At 65.5% G+C, this 17,496-nt stretch carries 17 protein-coding genes; 10 read left to right on the top strand and 7 right to left on the bottom strand.

Features of this window, described 5'->3' with window-relative positions; genetic code table 11:
* Positions 1-58: 58 nt before the first annotated feature.
* The 4 genes from ACFPO9_RS24215 to ACFPO9_RS24200 form a co-directional block, all read right to left on the bottom strand.
* On the bottom strand, positions 59-484 hold the full coding sequence (locus ACFPO9_RS24215; RefSeq protein WP_379776032.1) for a DUF1841 family protein: 426 nt from the start codon (positions 482-484) through the stop codon (positions 59-61).
* Between the two features lie 47 nt (positions 485-531).
* On the bottom strand, positions 532-1,491 hold the full coding sequence (locus ACFPO9_RS24210) for an aspartyl protease family protein (RefSeq protein WP_379776030.1): 960 nt from the start codon (positions 1,489-1,491) through the stop codon (positions 532-534).
* Between the two features lie 38 nt (positions 1,492-1,529).
* A complete protein-coding gene (locus tag ACFPO9_RS24205; protein ID WP_379776028.1) occupies positions 1,530-3,104 on the bottom strand; it encodes a retroviral-like aspartic protease family protein in 1,575 nt (524 codons plus the stop codon).
* 113 nt (positions 3,105-3,217) lie between these two features.
* Positions 3,218-3,934 carry an RNA pyrophosphohydrolase gene (locus ACFPO9_RS24200; RefSeq protein WP_379776026.1) on the bottom strand — a complete coding sequence of 239 codons (717 nt, stop codon included), beginning with the start codon at positions 3,932-3,934 and terminating at the stop codon, positions 3,218-3,220.
* 209 nt (positions 3,935-4,143) lie between these two features.
* On the opposite strand from ACFPO9_RS24200, the gene ACFPO9_RS24195 reads away from it, so the two are divergent.
* Positions 4,144-5,877: a proline--tRNA ligase gene (locus tag ACFPO9_RS24195; RefSeq protein ID WP_379776024.1), complete on the top strand. Its 1,734-nt coding sequence runs from the start codon at positions 4,144-4,146 to the stop codon at positions 5,875-5,877.
* On the top strand, positions 5,877-6,530 hold the full coding sequence (locus tag ACFPO9_RS24190; protein ID WP_379776022.1) for a lytic transglycosylase domain-containing protein: 654 nt from the start codon (positions 5,877-5,879) through the stop codon (positions 6,528-6,530). Before ACFPO9_RS24195 ends, ACFPO9_RS24190 begins: the two co-directional genes overlap by 1 nt.
* Before the next feature lie 39 nt (positions 6,531-6,569).
* Here ACFPO9_RS24190 and ACFPO9_RS24185 read toward each other — a convergent pair whose 3' ends face one another.
* Positions 6,570-7,460, bottom strand: a complete 891-nt coding sequence (locus ACFPO9_RS24185; protein WP_379776020.1) for a LysR family transcriptional regulator — start codon at positions 7,458-7,460, stop codon at positions 6,570-6,572.
* Positions 7,461-7,554: 94 nt separating this feature from the next.
* On the opposite strand from ACFPO9_RS24185, the gene ACFPO9_RS24180 reads away from it, so the two are divergent.
* Genes ACFPO9_RS24180 through ACFPO9_RS24170 form a run of 3 tightly spaced genes read left to right on the top strand, consistent with a single transcriptional unit; the run spans position 7,555 to position 11,197 of the window.
* Positions 7,555-8,340 (top strand): sulfite exporter TauE/SafE family protein, encoded by a 786-nt coding sequence (locus tag ACFPO9_RS24180; RefSeq protein ID WP_379776018.1) that lies wholly within the window; start codon positions 7,555-7,557, stop codon positions 8,338-8,340.
* A 30-nt stretch (positions 8,341-8,370) separates the two neighbouring features.
* The gene (locus tag ACFPO9_RS24175; RefSeq protein WP_379776016.1) at positions 8,371-9,810 is read left to right on the top strand and encodes an alkaline phosphatase; all 1,440 of its coding nucleotides are present in this window, start codon (positions 8,371-8,373) and stop codon (positions 9,808-9,810) included.
* 19 nt (positions 9,811-9,829) lie between these two features.
* Entirely contained in the window at positions 9,830-11,197 is a 1,368-nt protein-coding gene (locus ACFPO9_RS24170) for an alkaline phosphatase (protein ID WP_379776014.1), read from the top strand.
* A gap of 158 nt (positions 11,198-11,355) precedes the next feature.
* Here ACFPO9_RS24170 and ACFPO9_RS24165 read toward each other — a convergent pair whose 3' ends face one another.
* Together ACFPO9_RS24165 and ffh are read right to left on the bottom strand one after the other, a co-directional pair.
* A complete protein-coding gene (locus ACFPO9_RS24165) occupies positions 11,356-11,757 on the bottom strand; it encodes an SWIB/MDM2 domain-containing protein (RefSeq protein ID WP_230019610.1) in 402 nt (133 codons plus the stop codon).
* Between the two features lie 233 nt (positions 11,758-11,990).
* Entirely contained in the window at positions 11,991-13,355 is a 1,365-nt protein-coding gene (ffh, locus tag ACFPO9_RS24160; protein WP_379776011.1) for a signal recognition particle protein, read from the bottom strand.
* Between the two features lie 248 nt (positions 13,356-13,603).
* Between ffh and ACFPO9_RS24155 the strand changes: the two genes are divergently transcribed.
* The 5 genes from ACFPO9_RS24155 (at position 13,604) to ACFPO9_RS24135 (ending at position 17,492) form a co-directional block, all read left to right on the top strand.
* Positions 13,604-14,578, top strand: coding sequence for an ABC transporter substrate-binding protein (locus tag ACFPO9_RS24155; RefSeq protein WP_379776007.1), 975 nt, complete (start codon positions 13,604-13,606; stop codon positions 14,576-14,578).
* Between the two features lie 12 nt (positions 14,579-14,590).
* Positions 14,591-15,427: an ABC transporter permease gene (locus ACFPO9_RS24150; RefSeq protein ID WP_379776004.1), complete on the top strand. Its 837-nt coding sequence runs from the start codon at positions 14,591-14,593 to the stop codon at positions 15,425-15,427.
* Positions 15,428-15,430: 3 nt separating this feature from the next.
* Entirely contained in the window at positions 15,431-16,225 is a 795-nt protein-coding gene (locus ACFPO9_RS24145; protein ID WP_379776002.1) for an ABC transporter ATP-binding protein, read from the top strand.
* 182 nt (positions 16,226-16,407) lie between these two features.
* Entirely contained in the window at positions 16,408-17,205 is a 798-nt protein-coding gene (locus ACFPO9_RS24140) for a cytochrome C assembly family protein (RefSeq protein ID WP_379775999.1), read from the top strand.
* The gene (locus ACFPO9_RS24135; protein ID WP_379775996.1) at positions 17,202-17,492 is read left to right on the top strand and encodes a PP0621 family protein; all 291 of its coding nucleotides are present in this window, start codon (positions 17,202-17,204) and stop codon (positions 17,490-17,492) included. The genes ACFPO9_RS24140 and ACFPO9_RS24135 overlap by 4 nt, the downstream gene beginning before the upstream one ends.
* Positions 17,493-17,496: the final 4 nt, after the last annotated feature.

Genomic DNA, 17,496 nt, shown 5'->3' with positions numbered 1-17,496 from the left:
TAAATTCTACGAGGAAAGTTTCATTTATGGCAATTCGATGTGCATATGCCCTGCGAAATCAGCGCACCCGGCGGCGCACGCAGTCGATATAGGCTTCGGCATCCGGCGGCAGGCTGCTGCGCTGCGAGGTCCAGATCATCTCGCCCAGGCATTCCATGATTTCGTGGTGGGCCTCATGCTCGCCGATGCGCGCGGCCAGCGCATCGTGCGCGGCCTTGATGCCGCGCGGTTGGTCGACCGAGATCTGCTCGGCGATCGACAAGTGCATGGACAGGTGCAGGAAGGGATTCGGCTGGCCGCCTTCGACCGAGTAGTCGCGCGCGACGGCATCGTCTGCGTCCAGCAGGGCGTCGTGGTATTCGGGATGCTGGTCGATCCAGTCGGCGGCGATGGCGTCCATCGGGGTCAGGATCTCGCCGGCGCGGCGTTTGCGCCAGGCTTCGCAGAAGAAGCGGCGCACGTCGTTGGAGGAGGGGGTGAACATGGTGGGTGCCTGCAAACAAAACAGGCACCATTGTAACGCGGCGGCGCTTACGGCGCTTTTGGCGCCCTTCGCGGCGGGAAGGGATCGCCGCCCAGGTAGCTCATGTACAGGCGGTCCTGGCTCATCGCGAACAGGATGCGGTGGGTGCGCAGGAAGTCGGCGCCGAGCAGCATGTCGACCGGCAGGGCTCCGACCGAGGCATCCTCGTGGACCGCGAGTTCGACACGCTTCATGCTCTCCGGTCCGATGCTGAAGCTGTCGAAGGTGGCGAACCAGGTGTCGACCCGCTCGTCGCCGATGCCGCCGGTCTTGGCGCCCTTGCGCACGCCCGGATCGTCGATGCGGACGCCGGCCAGTTCGGCGGCACGGCGGGTGACGCTGCTGTGCGGCGCGCCGGTATCGAGGATCGCCTTCAGCTTCACGCCGTTCAGCTCCACCGTCACATAGGGCTTGTTGGAGCGCTCTTCCTTGCCGCTGAAGGGGATTTCCATGGCGTTGCTGTCCCAGTAGGCAAGGAAGGTGTCGCCGCAGCCGCTGGCGCGGAAGAACTGCAGGTAGTTGTCCGCCAGCGCGAGCTCCATGTCGGTCTGCAGCAGGAAGTCGACGCCGACCAGCGCGTCGCCGTCCATCCTGCTCGCATTGCCGATGACATTGATGGGCGCCTTGCCGCTGTGCGCGATGCCGACCGAGAAATCGTCGACACGGGCGACATAGTTGACCGAGGCGCCGCCGATACCGCGCGAATATTTGCCGGTCGTGTCGAGCGGCAGGCCGAGCCGCTCGGCGCCGGCGCGGAACAGCGAAGTCCGGTAGGCGCCGGTATCGACGATCATGCGTGCGGGCTTGCCGTTGACGGCGCCCGTGACGATGGCGCGGTGGCTGGCATCCGTATACGTGATCGGCAGCTTGGCCACCGGGACGTAGCGGCAGCTGCCGGCGTCGCCGGCGGCGTGGGAAAAAACGGGGAGCAGCAGGGCCAGGGCCGCGGCGGCGGTGCGCAGTTTCATGGTGTGTCCTTGGTTTGTTGGGTGTGGTGCTGCCGGCTTCAAGGCGCAGCGGCGGGAACGGGCGCGCTTGCGGCCGGGCGCGCGGGCGCGCAGTCGGCCTTCAGGATGGCCATCAGCGCTTCGGCCTGCGCGTTCTCGCCGCGCGCCATGTGCCATTCGCGCATATAGCCATTCGCCATGCAGGTGCGCGCATGCGCGGACTGCCTGTCTTTGGCGGCGGTCTCCAGCAAGCCTTTCGCATCCAGTTTGCCGAGGTAGAACTCGGCGATCGGCTGCGGCCAGTCGTCGTTGCGCTGCTTCTTCAGGGTGGCCGCCAGCTCGGTCTTCGCCAGCTCGGACTGGCCTTCGTGCACGCGCGCGTCGAACAGCCACAGCGCGCCGAGGCGCTCGGCCGGCAGCTGGTCGAGGGCCGCGCGCAGCAGTGGAATCGCCTCGCCGAAGCGGTTGGCCTGCATGCGCTGGCGTCCCAGCGCCAAAGTGGCGTTGGGCTGGCCGGCGGCGGCGGCCTTCTCGAGCCAGGACTGGGCCTGTTGCGGATCGCGCGGCGCGCCGCGGCCGGTGTTGAGCATATAGGCCAGGGCATACTGGGCATCGGCGTTGCCGCCGTCGGCCTCCTGCACGATCCAGGGTTCGAGCCCGGCGCCGCGGGTGAAAATCTCGCCGCCGAGGTAGGCGATGTAGACCTTGCGCTGGCTCATCGCGAACAGCACGCGGTGGGTGCGCAGGAAGTCCTGGCCCAGGAACAGTTCGGTATTCATCTCGCTCTGGACATCGACGATCCCGAGCTTGACGTCGTTGATGATCTCGCCGCCGATCTGCACCGATTTCACCGGTGCGCTCCAGTTCGAAGCACGTTCCGAGCCGATGCCGCCGCTGTCGCGCAGGCGGGTGACGTCCGCGCTCTTGACGTCGATGCCGAGCTGCTTGGCGCCGCGCAGCGTCAGGAAACTGGCGTGCGCACCGGTGTCGATCATGGCGTCCAGCTCCTTGCCGTTGACGAGCACCGTGAAGTGCGGATTCGGACTCGTGCTGCGGCTGACCACGAAAGGCACGGCAACCGTCGGCTCCTTCCAGTAGTTGAGGGGGCTGTCGCTGTTGCAGTTTTGCGGACGGAAGAACTTCATGCGTTTGGCGTGCAGGTCGAATTCCATGTCGGCCTGCAGCAGGAAGGGGGCGCCGACCAGGGCGTCGAAGGCCGGCGTGAAGCTGGTTTCGCCGATCACCAGCAGATTGGTCTGCTTCCTGGGGCTCTTGACCGGGCCGATCGCGAACTCGCCGGTGCGGGCGTAATACAGGCGCGAGGAGCCGCCGACGCCCTGGACGATGCGCCCCGTCATGTGCAGGGCCAGGTCGCGCTTGAGGACCGCGTTCATGGTCAGCGAGGTCTCGAAGGCGCCGGTATCGACCAGCATCACGGCGGGCGCGCCGTCGATCACGCCGTCGACGGCCGGCACCAGGGACTGGCCGGCGTATTTGAGCGGCATGTCGCCCACTTCGACATAGGTGCAGCGCGGCGCGTCATCGGCGCGCGCCGGAATGGGATGGAGCAGGGTAGTGCCCAGGCTGCCCGCAAACAGCAGTGCCAGCGGATGGCGGAGGTGTCGTATCGTCATGGGAATGATTCTACATTGCAACCTTGTAAATATTGCAATCTATAAATGCAAAAAGGCAAGCGTGTCGATTGCTCTACACGCTCGCCTTCTATTTTGTTGCTTTTACGCTACGACTACTCTTTATCGCGCTCCATGACCAGCGTGGAACTACCGGACGCGTCGGCAATGGCCTTGGTGGCCGCCACCACTGCCTTGTTGCTGGCGTTGGCGACTTGCCTGTTCCCGGCCTGGGCATTGCCGCTGCTATTGCCATTCCCGGCGCCATTGTTGCCGCCATTGCTTCTTTCATGGCTGCGCCGCTCGTGCGGCTGGCGCAGGTAGCGCGACGTATGGCGGCGCTCGCCCTGGCCACCCGCGGGCCAGGTGAGGAAGCGCGACAATTCCTGCAGCGCGCGCTGGTAGACATCGCGCTTGAACTCGATGACCACGTCCAGCGGCACCCAGTAGTCGTGCCAGCGCCAGGCGTCGAACTCCGGATGGTCGGTCAGGCGCAGGTTGACGTCGTTATCGCGCGCGACCATGCGCAGCAGGAACCAGATCTGCTTCTGGCCGCGGTAATGGCCGCGTACTTCGCGCTTGATGAAGTGATCCGGCACTTCGTAGCGCAGCCAGTCGCGGGTGCGGCCCACGATCCTGACGTGCTCCTGGCGCAGGCCGATCTCTTCCTCGAGCTCGCGGTACATTGCCTGTTCGGGCGTCTCGCCGTACTTGATACCCCCTTGCGGAAACTGCCATGAGTGCTCGCGCACCCGCTTGCCCCACCACACCTCGTTGTTGGCGTTCAGCAGGATGATGCCGACGTTGGGGCGGAACCCTTCACGATCGAGCATGATTCACCTCGAAACTTTCTGCCAGCCTTGGTCTTCTCTCTTATATTTTTACTTACGGTTCCTGGGGTCTCTGCCGTTAACTCGCATCGGAACAACGGCATGCACCACTTCTTTCGGAGCCATTTGTATAAAGATTGGATGCATCGGCCAGCTAATCCTTTAAAATTAGGTCGATTATAACCCTCTCTTTTTAAAAAGAATTCATCGATATGCGCGCCTCACGATTTTTTATTTCAACGCTCAAAGAAGCGCCGTCCGACGCGGAGATCGTCAGCCACAAACTGATGATGCGGGCCGGGATGATCAAGCGCATCGGCTCCGGCATCTATACCTATATGCCGCTGGGCCTGCGCGTGATCCGCAAGGTCGAGGCCATCATTCGTGAAGAAATGAACAAGGCCGGCGGCATCGAGCTGCTGATGCCGCTGGTTCAGCCGGCCGAACTGTGGCAGGAGACGGGCCGCTGGGACAAGATGGGTCCGGAACTGCTGCGCCTCAAGGACCGCCATGGCCGCGACTTCGCGCTGCAGCCGACCTCGGAAGAAGTCGTGACCGACGTCGTGCGCACCGAGGTCAAGAGCTACCGCCAGCTGCCGCTGAACTTCTATCACATCCAGACCAAGTTCCGCGACGAGCGCCGTCCGCGCTTCGGCCTGATGCGCGGCCGCGAGTTCACCATGAAGGATGCGTATTCCTTCGACCGCGACGTCGCCGGCATGCAGGAGTCGTACCAGACCATGTTCGACGCCTACGTGAAGATCTTCAACCGCTTCGGCCTGAAGTTCCGCGCGGTCGCCGCCGACAACGGCGCGATCGGCGGCACCGGCTCGCACGAGTTCCACGTGATCGCCAGCACCGGCGAGGACGCGCTGGTCTACTGCCCGAGCTCCGACTACGCCGCCAACATGGAAGCGGCCGAGGCGCTGCCGCTGATCGCTTCGCGCGGCGCGGCCACGCAAACGCTCACCAAGACCTCGACCCCGAACACCACCAAGTGCGAGCAGGTGGCCAAGCTGCTGGGCCTGGAACTGTCGCAGACCGTCAAGTCGATCGCGCTGACCGTCGAAAACGAGGTCGATGGCAAGCTCACGAAAGAGAACTGGCTGCTGCTGCTGCGCGGTGACCATGAGCTGAACGAAGTGAAGGTCTCGAAGGTCCCGGGCCTGAAGGACTTCCGCTTCGCCACCGAAGCCGAGATCCTGGAAGCCTACGGCAGCGTGCCGGGCTACCTGGGCCCGATCGCCGCCAAGCAGCCGGTGAAGGTCGTGGCCGACCGCACGGTCGCCAACATGGCCGATTTCGTCTGCGGCGCCAACGAAGCCGAGTACCACTTCACGGGCGCCAACTGGGGCCGCGACCTGCCGGAGCCCGTCGTCGCCGACCTGCGCAACGTGGTCGAGGGCGACGCTTCGCCGGACGGCAAGGGCGTGCTGGCGATCGAGCGCGGCATCGAAGTGGGCCACGTGTTCCAGCTCGGCACCGCCTATTCCGCCGCGATGAACTGCGTCTACCTGGACGAGAAGGGCCAGCCGGCGCCGATGCAGATGGGCTGCTACGGCATCGGCGTGACCCGCATCCTGGGCGCCGCCATCGAGCAGAACTTCGACGACAAGGGCATCGTCTGGCCGGACGCGATCGCGCCGTTCGAGATCGTCCTGTGCCCGATGGGCTACGACCGCAGCGAACTGGTGAAGGCGGAGACCGACCGCCTGTACGCCGAGCTGCAGGCGGCCGGCGTCGACGTCATCGTCGACGACCGCGGCCTGCGTCCGGGCGCCATGTTCGCCGACTGGGAGCTGGTCGGCGTGCCGCACCGCGTGGTGATCGGCGAGCGCGGTCTCAAGGAAGGCAACCTGGAATACCAGGGCCGCCGCGATCCTGAAGCGAGCGCCGTCCCGGCAGCGGACATGGTGGCCTTCGTCAAAGGCAAACTGGGCAAGTGATGCTGGCACGCTCGATTCGTCAGGCCTCGGCCTGGCTCGGCACCGCGCTGTTCGCCGCTTTATTGATGAGCAGCGGCGCGGCCTGTGCCGGCAGCCAGAAGGAAGAAGCGCTGGCCGATTCGGTCCGGCTGGCGCTCGAACGGGCGATCCGCGACGGCCGTCCGCCCAAGCCGGTCTTCCGCGACGCCACCGCCCAGGCGCGCTATCAGCAATGGTTCGATGCGATGTCGAACCGCCTGAAGCGCCGCCTGCCGGACGAGCAGGTGCGCACCGAGTTCCTCGAGTCGGCCTGGTACGAAGCGACCCGCGCCGGCCTCGATCCGGGGCTGGTGCTGGGCCTCATTCAAGTGGAGTCGGCCTACCGCAAGTACGCGGTGTCGATCGTCGGCGCGCGCGGCTACATGCAGGTGATGCCCTTCTGGACCAAGGTGATCGGCGACTCCAACCGCCGCGCGCTGTTCGACATGCAGACCAACCTGCGCTACGGCTGCTCGATCCTGCGCATGTACATCGACATGGAAGGCGGCAATCTCTATTTGGCGCTGGGGCGCTACAACGGCAGCCGCGGCAGGCCGGAGTATCCGAATGCGGTGCTGGCGGCCTGGAAGAATTGGGATTTCAAGGCGGCTTCTACTGCCATCGCGTTGAATTGATTTTTTTCACCGTGACGCGTGGGCGCCCCGTGCCCACGTTCACGCCCGCAATGCATCCACCAACTGCTGCGCATGCCGCGGTAACGCATCAAAACTCCGCACGCAAATCGCCAGCTGCCGCGGCGCCCACGCATCCGCCAGCTCCAGCACCGTGATCTTCATCGACTGCGCGCAGCGCCGCGCCGCCGGTTCGGGCACGATGCCGACCCCCACGCCGGCTTCCACCATCCTGCAGATCGCCTCGAAGCCGCGCAGGCGCACGCGCGCATGCAAAGTGCGTCCGAGGCGCCGCGCCTGCAGTTCCAGGTAGCTGGACAGGGCGCTGTCGCCGGCCAGGCCGACCTGGTCGAAGTCGGTCAGGCGTACGAAGGCCACCGGCCGGCCATCCGGCGACAGCACCTGCGCCAGTTCGGGCGTGGCCACCGCCACCAGGCGGTCGGTGCGGAAGGGGAAGCTCTCCAGCTGCGACAGGTCGACCGCGTCCGCCAGGATGCCGAGGTCGGCGGCGCCTTCGCGCACCGCCTTCGCCACCTCGTGGCTGGTGCGCTCTTCCAGTTCGATGCCGACGTGGGGATGGCGCGCCAGGAAGCCGGTCAGGGCATCCGGCAGGTATTCGCTCAGCGAGGCCGTGTTGCACAGCAGCCGCACCGTGCCCTTCAAGCCTTCCGCATGGTCGCCCAGCTCGGCGCGCATGCGCTCCAGCTGCTGGAACACCAGGCGCGCATGCCGTACCAGGGCCTCGCCGGCGGGCGTCGGCGTGACGCCGCGGCGCCCGCGCAGGAGCAGCGGCACGCCCAGCGTCGCCTCCATCCCGTGGATGCGTTCGCTGCACGAGGCCAGCGACAAATGGGCGCGCGTGGCGCCGCCGGTGATGCTGCCGGCTTCCACCACGTGCACGAAGAGCTGCATGTCGACCAGGTCGAATCTCATATGTTCTCTTTTACTTTAGCCTTCGGATAAGCCGAAGGCTGGCTGCGGATATCCCTCATTCTGCAAGCGCCTGCGATGCGTCAGAATCTTCGGCATGGACGCTCTTCTCTCTATCTTACACGCCCACGCACCGGCCGATTTGGCCTTGATCGCACTGGTGTTCGTGCTCGCCGGCCTGGTCAAGGGCGTGGTCGGACCCGGACTGCCGACGCTCGCGGTCGGCCTGCTGGGGATGATGATGGCGCCGCGCGAGGCGGCCGCTTTATTGGTTGTGCCTTCGCTTGTGACGAATGTGTGGCAGCTGGCGGCGGGTCCCTCCGCGTGGGCCCTGGCGCGCCGTTTGTGGCCGATGCTGGCCGGGATCGCCGCCGGCACCCTGCTAGGGGGCATGCTGCTGCCGGCCGGTGCTGCCGCCGATGCAGTGGCGGCGCTGGGCGGCGCCTTGATGATGTATGCGGCGGCCGGGCTGGCGAACTTCGCGCTGCACGTGCCGCCCAGCGGCGAGCGCGCCGCCTCGCCCGTGGTCGGGCTGGTCACGGGCGCGGTGACTGCCGCCACCGGCGTGTTCGTGATCCCGGCCGTGCCCTATCTGCTCGGCCTGAAACTCGAACGCCAGATGGGACCGGATGCGCTGGCGCAGGCGCTCGGCCTGGCCTTCACGACGTCCACCATCGCGCTGGTGGCTTCGCTGCTGCTGGCCGGGCAGTTCCAGATGCAGGCGGCTGGACTGTCCTTTGCCGCGCTGGTCCCGGCGCTGGCCGGCATGATGCTCGGCCAGCGGATCCGCGGCCGCATCCGGCCCGCGCTGTTCCGCCGCTGCTTCTTCATCGGTTTGTTTGCGCTCGGGCTGTATCTGCTCTTGCGTCCTTTTATCGGCTAGACTTCGTGCTTTCCTCGTCCAGGAGCAAGCATGCGATTGACCACCTTCGCCGCCGGCGTACTGATGGCCTGCGGCGCCGCCACGCTGAGCGGCTGCGCCACCGCGCCGCCGCCGTCTACCGCGGGCACGCTGCAGGCCCGCGATATCGAGCGCGCCCGCAACGTCATCTTCTTCCTCGGCGACGGCATGGGCATCAACACCCTGACCGCCGCGCGCATCTACGCGGTGGGCGAAAGTGGCGAGCTGACCATCGACACGCTGCCCGAATCGGCCTTCGTCAAGACCTTCTCGAACGACGCCCAGGTGACCGACAGCGCGGCCTCGATGTCCGCCTACATGACCGGCGTGAAGCAGAACAACGGCGTGATCTCGATGTCGGGCGATACCAGCGCGATCGCGCCGGCGCTTGAGGGCAGCAGCCGCTGCACCAACGGCCAATCCGTGCCGACCCTGCTGGAACTGGCGAAGGCGCGCGGCCTGGCCACCGGCATCGTCACCACCACCAGCGTCACCGACGCCACCCCGGCGGCAACCTATGCCCACGCCTGCCACCGCAAGCTGCAGAACCAGATCGCAGCGATGATGGTGCCGGGCGGCGCCGGCTACAACGCGGCCCTTGGCGCTGGACTCGATCTGGTGTTCGGCGGCGGCGCCCAATATTTCAGGCCGGCCGCGGCCGGTGGCAAGCGCAGCGATGGCCGCGACCTGCTGGCCGAGCTGCAGGCGCGCGGCTACCGCGTGGCGAACGATGCGGCCGGCTTCGCGGCGCTGGCGCCGTCAAGCCAGCCTGCGATCGCCCTGTTCGCGCAGGAGGACCTGGCCTACGACGCCGAACGCGATCCGGCCAGGCAGCCCAGCCTGGCCGAGATGGCGCGCAAGGCGGTCTCGCTGCTGAGCCAGCGCAGCGCCGATCAAGGCTTCTTCCTGATGGTGGAGGGCGGCCTGATCGACCACGCCCTGCACGCCACCCGCGCCAAGCGCGCCCTGCAGGAAACCGCCGCCTTCGACGCCGCCTTGAAAGCCGCCATCGACGAGGCACGAAAGACCGATCCGGGCCTGAAGCACACGCTGGTCGTCGCCACCGCCGACCACGACCACACCCTGCTGATCAACGGCTACTCGCCGCGCAGCGGCCCGACCACGCCTGAAAAACCCGGCGTGCTGGGCCTGGTGCGCAGCCTCCCCGACGGCAAGCTCAAACTGGACAAGGACGGCGCGCCCTACGCCATCCTCGGCTTCGGCACCGGCGAACACCGGGTGCAGGGCAGCCGCGCGGCGCAGGCCGGCCTCACGGACGCCATCGTCAGCGCCGACGACTATCACCAGGAAGCGGCGGTGCGCATGAAGTCCGGAACCCACGGCGGCGCCGACGTCTACCTGGGCGCGGCGGGCGCCGGCGCGGAAGTCTTCCGCGGCACCATCGACAATACCCGCGTGTTCACCCTCATCAAGGAAGCGGCCGGCTGGTAAGCGGCGCAAGGACATCACGATGAAAACAATCCACTTCTACGCGCTGCTGGCGGCCGCATTCAGTTCCCAGGCCTTTGCACAGGCGCCGGCGAAGAACATCATCTTCTTCCTCGGCGACGGCATGGGCCCGACCACGATCACGGCCGCGCGCATCTACAAATACAAGGAAGAGGGCTTGCTGAACTTCGAGCGCCTCGACCGCACCGCGCGCATCAAGACCTATTCCGCGGACGCGATGGTCACCGACAGCGCACCGTCGATGGGCGCCTACATGACCGGCGTGAAGATCAACAACGACGTGATCTCGCTGAAGGACGCCAAGCCGCAATCGCCGGGCAAGGATGCGAACGGCAACCCGACGCTGGACCGCTGCGGCGACAGCAACGGCACGGCGCCGATGACCATGCTGGAACTGGCCAAGGCCGCCGGCCGTTCCGTCGGCGCGGTCACCAGCACCGAGCTGACCCACGCCACCCCGGCCTCGACCTTCGCCCATATCTGCAACCGCAACACGGTGTACACGATCGCGCAGCAGATCGTGCCGGGCGGCGCCGGCTACAACGAGCGCCTGAAGGACGGCGTCGACGTGCTGATGGGCGGCGGCCGGCCCTTCTTCACGCCCTTCGATGCGAAGGCCAATCCGAAAGGCCGCGCGGACGGGCGCGACCTGCTGGCCGAGTTCAAGGCGCGCGGCTACTTCGTGGCGTCCACCCGCGCGGACATGATGTCGGCCCTGCCGAACCGGAAGTTCGTCGGCATCTACGCCGACAGCCACCTCGACTACGCATTGGCGCGCAAGCCCACCCAGCCGACCCTGGCCGAGATGGCGGCCAAGTCGATCGAGCTCCTGTCGAAGAATCCGAAGGGCTTCTTCCTGATGGTCGAAGGCGGCAAGATCGACCACGCGCTGCACGACTCGAACGCGAAGAACGCGCTGGAAGAGGTGGTCGATTTCGACAACGCGATCCAGGCCACCGTCGAGCGCATGCGGCGCATCGATCCCGGCCTGGAGCACACGCTGATCGTGGTGACGGCCGACCATGACCACACGATGGTGATGAACGGCTATCCGAAACGCGGCAACCCCATCCTCGGCATCGTGCGCGATTATGCGACCGGCGAGCCGGCGCGCGACGCGGACGGCAAGACCTACACGACCCTGGTCTACGGCGGCGGTCCGAACCGGCTCGATGCCCGCGCCGACGTCGACGAGGCCCGCGCGATGGCGGCGGACTACCACCAGGAAGCGGGCGTGCGCCTGCCCGGCGAGGGCCATGGCGGCGGCGACGTGAAGCTGTACGCGGTGGGGGCGGGCTCGGCCCCGTTCAAGGGGACGATCGAGAACACCCGCGTGTTCGAGTTGATGAAGGCGGCCGGCGGGCTCTGACTCGTCGTTCCCGCGCAGGCGCGAACCCAAGTTCGTAGCGACTCGCCAAACTTGGACCCCCGCCTGCGCGGGGGCGACGGCACAAACAAAAAGCCCCGGCAAAACCGGGGCTTTTCATTTGGACTGGTATCGGGCCAGCGGGGCGGCCTGTGTCTTTTTTATTTGAGGTGATCCGAGATCAGCTTGGTCATCTCGAACATCGATACCTGGGCCTTGCCACCGAAGACGGCTTTCAGCTTGTCGTCGGCGTTGATCATGCGGCGGTTTGCAGCGTCCTGCAGGTTTTGCGCCTTGATGTAGTCCCAGACTTTCTTGGTGACTTCGGTACGCGGCAGGGGCTTGTTGCCCACCACTGCGGCCAGGGTCGCCGACGGGGTCATCTCTTTCATGAAGGCGGCGTTGGGCTTGCGCGCTGCTGCCGGCTTCTTTGCTGCTGCTGCTTTCGGTGCTGCTGCCTTGGCAGGAGCTGCTGCTTTCTTAGCTGCCGGCTTCGCCGCTGCGGCCGGCTTGGCGGCGGCTTTCTTGGCCGGCGCTGCGGTGGTTTTTTTGGCTGTTGCCATCTTCAAGCCTCCTAATCGGAACACATGGAAAATTGCGCAATGTACGCACCGGCTTATATTGGTAGGGTTTTAGTGTTCATGCAAGTCTTTTTCGAAATTTTTTCACTCTTACAAGCCCTAAAACAGCAGATGGTGCCAACAACGGCGCCCAAGAGTGAAAAATCACGCCCCCAAGACGTAAAAAAGCCGTGCGCAGCGGCTGCCACGCACGGCTCCTCGAAGCGGGAAAGCAGTCAGCGCATGCCGGGCATCATGCCCTTCATCCCGCGCATCATCTTCATCATGCCGCCGCCTTTCAGCTTCTTCATCATCGTGTTCATCTGATCGTACTGGGTCAGCATGCGGTTCACTTCCTGCACCTGCACGCCGGCGCCGGCGGCGATGCGGCGCTTGCGGTTGGCCTTGATCAGTTCCGGCTTGGCGCGTTCCTGCGGCGTCATCGAGTCGATGATGCCGCACATGCGGCGCACCTGCTTTTCGGCCTGGTCCATGTTGGCGCCGGCCGCGGCCTGCTGGAACTGGGCCGGGAGCTTGTCCAGAAGGCCGGACATGCCGCCCATCTTCTTCATCTGGGTCAGCTGGGCCTTGAAGTCGTTCATGTCGAACTTACCGCCCGACTTGATCTTGTTGGCCATGTCGGCCGCGGCCTGCATGTCCACGCCCTTGCGCGCTTCCTCGACCAGGGCCAGGATGTCGCCCATGCCCAGCACGCGGTTGGCCATACGGGCCGGATCGAAGGCTTCCAGGCCGTCCAGCTTTTCGGACACGCCGGCAAACTTGATCGGCTTGCCGGTCACATGGCGCACCGACAGCGCCGCGCCGCCGCGCGAGTCGCCATCGAGCTTGGTCAGGATCACGCCGGTCAGCGGCAGCGCTTCATTGAAAGCCTTGGCGGTGTTGATCGCATCCTGGCCGACCATGGCGTCGACCACGAACAGGGTCTCGATCGGCTTGACCGCAGCGTGGACCGCGGCGATCTCCTGCATCATCGCCTCGTCGATCGCCAGGCGGCCGGCGGTGTCGATGATCAGGACGTCGTGGTAGTGCTTCTTGGCCCAGTCCAGCGCGGCCAGGGCGATGTCGACCGGCTTGTCGCTGGCGGTGGACGGGAAGAAGTCGGCGCCGACCTGTTTGGTGACCGACTCCAGCTGCGCGATTGCGGCAGGACGGTAGACGTCGGCGGAGACGGTCAGGACCTTCTTCTTCTGTTCTTTCAGGTACTTCGCCAGCTTGCCGGTGGTGGTGGTCTTGCCCACACCCTGCAGGCCGGCCATCAGGATGATCGCCGGCGGCTGCTGCGCGAACGAGAGCTGGGATGCCTCGGGGCCGAGGTCGGCGCCCATCAGGGCCGCCAGCTCCTTCTGCACCACGCCGACCAGGGCCTGGCCGGGGGACAGCGAGCCGATGACTTCTTCGCCCAGCGCTTTTTCCTTTACTTTGGCGATGAATTCGCGGACGGCCGGCAGCGCGACGTCCGCCTCGAGCAGGGCCAGGCGCACTTCGCGCAGCATCTCGGCGGTGTTCGATTCGGTCAGGCGCGCCTCGCCGCGCATCGTCTTGACGACCTTGGCAAGGCGTTGGGTCAGGTTATCCAGCATGGTGTGTTCTACCTAGATTGTGATTGGGCGCAAACCGCCATTTTACCGCATGTCGGGGCATGTTTTTGCTGGTCAAGACCTGGCTTGGGAGCTGCGCAAGCGAAAAAGTCAAATGGAAACGTTGATTCTTGGTTGGTGTATTTGATACTTGGTAAGTAAGTAATTGTACGGTTTGACAATCCGTTCATTAACGTTATAGCCTCATTGAAATAAACGGTTTCGCAGTTCGACACATAACGGAGACAGCAATGACAGCAAAAGTGTTCGGCAAGACCTTCCTCATCGCCGCCCTGCTGGCCGCGGGCAGCGCCCAGGCCCAGGAGGTCGTCCGGCTCGGCAACCTGAAGTTCGCGCACTATGGCGCGGTGTCGTACATCAAGGAGATCGCACCGAAGTGCGGCATCAAGGTCGAGGAGCGCGTGTTCGCCAAGGGCCTGGACGTGATGCAGGCGATCATCGCCGGCGAAATCGACGTCGGCACCACCGCTTCGGAAGCGGCGATTTCCGGCCGTGCCGGCAATGCGCCGATCTACGTGGTGGCCGGCTTCGCCAAGGGCGGCGCGCGCCTGGTGGCAGGGCAGGGCAGCAATATCAAGACCGTCAAGGACCTGAAGGGCAAGAAGGTCGGCGTGACCCGCGGCGGGATCCAGGAAGTGCTGCTGATGGCCGAGCTGCAGAAAGCCGGCCTGAGCGCCGACGCTGCGCCGGGCAAGGATGTGCAGCTGGTGTTCCTGGCCTACGCCGACCTGAACCAGGCGCTGCTGGGCAAGAACATCGACGCCATGATGCAGTCCGAACCGCAGTCCTCGCAGGCCATCAACAAGGGCTTCGGCACCGAGATGCTCAAGCCCTACGACACCCCGATCGGCGAGCCGGTGCGGACCATGGTCATGACCGAGAAGTTCTATACCACCAAGCGCCCGCTGGCCGAGAAGTTCATGCGCTGCTTCGTGCAGGCCACCAGCACCTTCATCAAGGACCCGGCGTTGGCCGAGAAGTACGTGCGCGACGTCGTGTTCAAGGGCCAGATCACCAGCGACGACTTCCGCGACGCGATGGACAACGCGCAGTACACCTACGACATCACGCCGGAGCACATCCAGATCACCACCGACATCATGTACAAGACCGGCGTCGGCCGCATGGCCAAACCGCCTGCGGCGAAGGAGTGGGTCAAGACCGACCTGCTGGAAGAGGCCAAGAAGAGCCTCGGTGTCAAATAATCAGGAGCGGGAATGGTGAAAAGAAGGTGGAATGACATCGCGGTCGGCCTGATCGTGCCGGTCATCGCGATCGGGGTCTGGCAGCTGGCGGCGAGCATGGGATGGGTCAACGCGAACGTCCTGCCGTCGCCGCTGGCGGTGTGGAACAAGTGGGTGGCCTACCTGATGCCGCTGCAGGACTTCAATACCTGGCACGAGAACAACCCCAACGGCAGCAAGCTGGCCTGGGTCTTCTCGGGCGAGTTGATCGGCGACTCGCTCGGCAGCCTGTACCGGGTGGTGGTGGGCTTCGCGGTCGGCGCCGTCCTGGGGCTGCCGCTCGGCCTGGCGATGGGCGCGAGCCGCATCGTGTATGCCTGGATGAATCCGCTGGTGCAGCTGCTGCGCCCGATCCCGCCGATCGCCTACATTCCCTTGTCGATCCTGTGGTTCGGGCTGGGCAACCCGCCGGCCATCTTCCTGATCGCGATCGGCGCCTTCTTCCCGGTGCTGATGAATACCATCGCCGGCGTGCGCCAGGTCGACGGCATCTACCTGCGCGCGGCGCGCAATCTGGGCGCCGGCCGCGCCACCATGTTCATGCGCGTGATCCTGCCGGCCGCCGTGCCCTACATCCTGACCGGCATGCGGATCGGCGTCGGCACCGCCTTCATCGTGGTGATCGTGTCCGAGATGATCGCGGTGAACAACGGCCTCGGTTTCCGCATTACCGAAGCGCGCGAGTACTTCTGGTCCGACAAGATCATCGCCGGCATGATCAGCATCGGCATCCTCGGCCTGGCGATCGACTCGGTCATGAACGCGCTGAATAATTATCTGCTGCGCTGGCACCGCGGCCTGGAGCACTGATTAATGAGCGCCCACATCGTCATTGAAAACGTCAGCAAGGTGTTCGAGACCGACGGCCGCCGCATGGTCGCGCTGGAGAACATCGACCTGCAAATCCCGCGCGGCCAGTTCGTCTGCCTGCTCGGCCCTTCCGGCTGCGGCAAGTCGACCCTGCTGAACGCCGTCGCCGGCTTCGCGCCGCCGACCCGGGGCGGGATCACGGCGGACGGCGCCCCTGTCATCGGGCCGGGCCCGGAACGCGGCATGGTGTTCCAGGAATACGCGCTGTTCCCGTGGATGACGGTCGAGCAGAACGTCGGCTTCGGGCTGGAAATCAAGGGCGTGGCCAAGGCCGCCATTGCCGCGCGCGTGGCCGAGCTGCTGAAACTGCTGTCGCTGGAAGACTTCGGCAAGCGCTATCCGAAGGACCTGTCGGGCGGCATGCGCCAGCGGGTCGCGATCGCGCGCGTGCTGGCGCTGGACTCGCCGATCATGCTGATGGACGAACCCTTCGGCGCCCTCGACGCGCTGACCCGCCGCAACCTGCAGGACGAGCTGCTGCGCATCTGGGCCAAGCTGAAGAAGACCGTGATCTTCGTCACCCACAGCATCGAAGAAGCGATCTATCTGGCTGACCGCATCGTCGTGATGACCTACCGGCCGGGCACGGTCAAGCGCGACATCATGGTCGATTTGCCGCGCATGCGGGATCCGGCGGCGCCGGAGTTCAATGCGCTCAAGCGCGAGCTGGGGCAGCTGGTGATGGAAGAGCAGCAAAGGCATCATGAGGCGGAAATGAAGTCGGCAGCGGTGGATTAGGACCTCGCAAACCTACTGCGCGGGCACATTTTGGGTCTGCGATGCTCGCCGTACCGTAAGTACGGCTGCGCTTCTCGACCCAAACTGAGCCCTGCTCGCTACGGTTTTCGAGGCCCTCGTTACGTTCGTTGTTGTATCGGTAAGCTGTCCCTGCGTCATCCGGATAGTGTAGACTCGCCCCTATGCAAACCACCTTATTCATCGCCGCAGCCATCCTGTATGCGGTGTGCGCCCTGCTGCCGTCGCCGCGGGGCGCGGTCATTTCCGGCGTCACCGCGCTGGCCTGGGTCCTGCATGGTTCCGCGCTGTGGCCGGACATGCTGGGCAATGGCACGCTGCGGGTCGGCTTCGCCTTCATGCTGTCGGCCGCGCTGTGGATTTCGGTGGCGGTCTGGTGGCTCGAAAGCCGCAATTTCGCGCTCGACGGCATGCGCCGCATGGTGATGCCCTGCGCGGCCGCCTCAAGCTTGCTGCCGCCGCTGTTCCCGGGCAGCCTGATGACGGTGCAGGGTCCCGCGTTCGGCTGGCACGTGGCCGTGGCCGTGATGGCCTACAGTACGCTCACCATCGCCGCCTTTCACGCCGTGCTGATGGCGCTTCAGGAGACGCGCCTGCATACCCGCAATGCCAAGAAGGGCTGGCTGGGCGCGGCCATCGACCAGCTGCCGGCCCTGCTGACCATGGAAAAGCTGCTGTTCCGGATGATCGGCATCGGCTTCGTGCTGCTCAGCCTGACCGTCCTGTCGGGCATCGTGTTTTCGGAACAGCTGTTCGGGCGTGCACTGCGCTGGGACCATAAAAACGTGTTCGCGCTGCTGTCGTGGCTCCTGTTCGCCGCGCTGCTGGCCGGACGCCGCTGGCGCGGCTGGCGCGGCAAGACCGCGCTGCGCTTCACGCTGGCGGGATTCGCTACCTTGGCGCTGGCTTATGTCGGCAGCCGTTTTGTCCTGGAAGTCGTTCTGCACCGGGGGTTCACATGACGCGACTGTTATTCTGGATTGCGCTCATCATCCTGGTGGTGATGGCGGTACGCAGCAAGCTGCGGGCGGCGGTGGCCGCGCGCGGATTCGGCCCGGACGCCGGGCAGGGCGGCACGCCCGCCGGCGGCGCCACCCGCGCCCCGCCCCGGGTCGAGGAATCCGAGCGCATGACCAGCTGCGCCCACTGCGGCATCTATTTCCCGGCCTCGGAAGCGGTGCACGAGGGCGGGCAGGACTACTGCAGCCAGGCGCACGCGCGCCTGCCGGCTTCATCTCGTCCCGATTGAGGCG

This window comes from Massilia aerilata (assembly GCF_042656905.1).
GTDB classification, from domain to species: Bacteria; Pseudomonadota; Gammaproteobacteria; order Burkholderiales; family Burkholderiaceae_D; genus Telluria; species Telluria aerilata.
The sequence above is the reverse complement of the archived record's forward strand: the minus strand, read 5'-3'. Positions and strand labels throughout refer to the sequence as shown.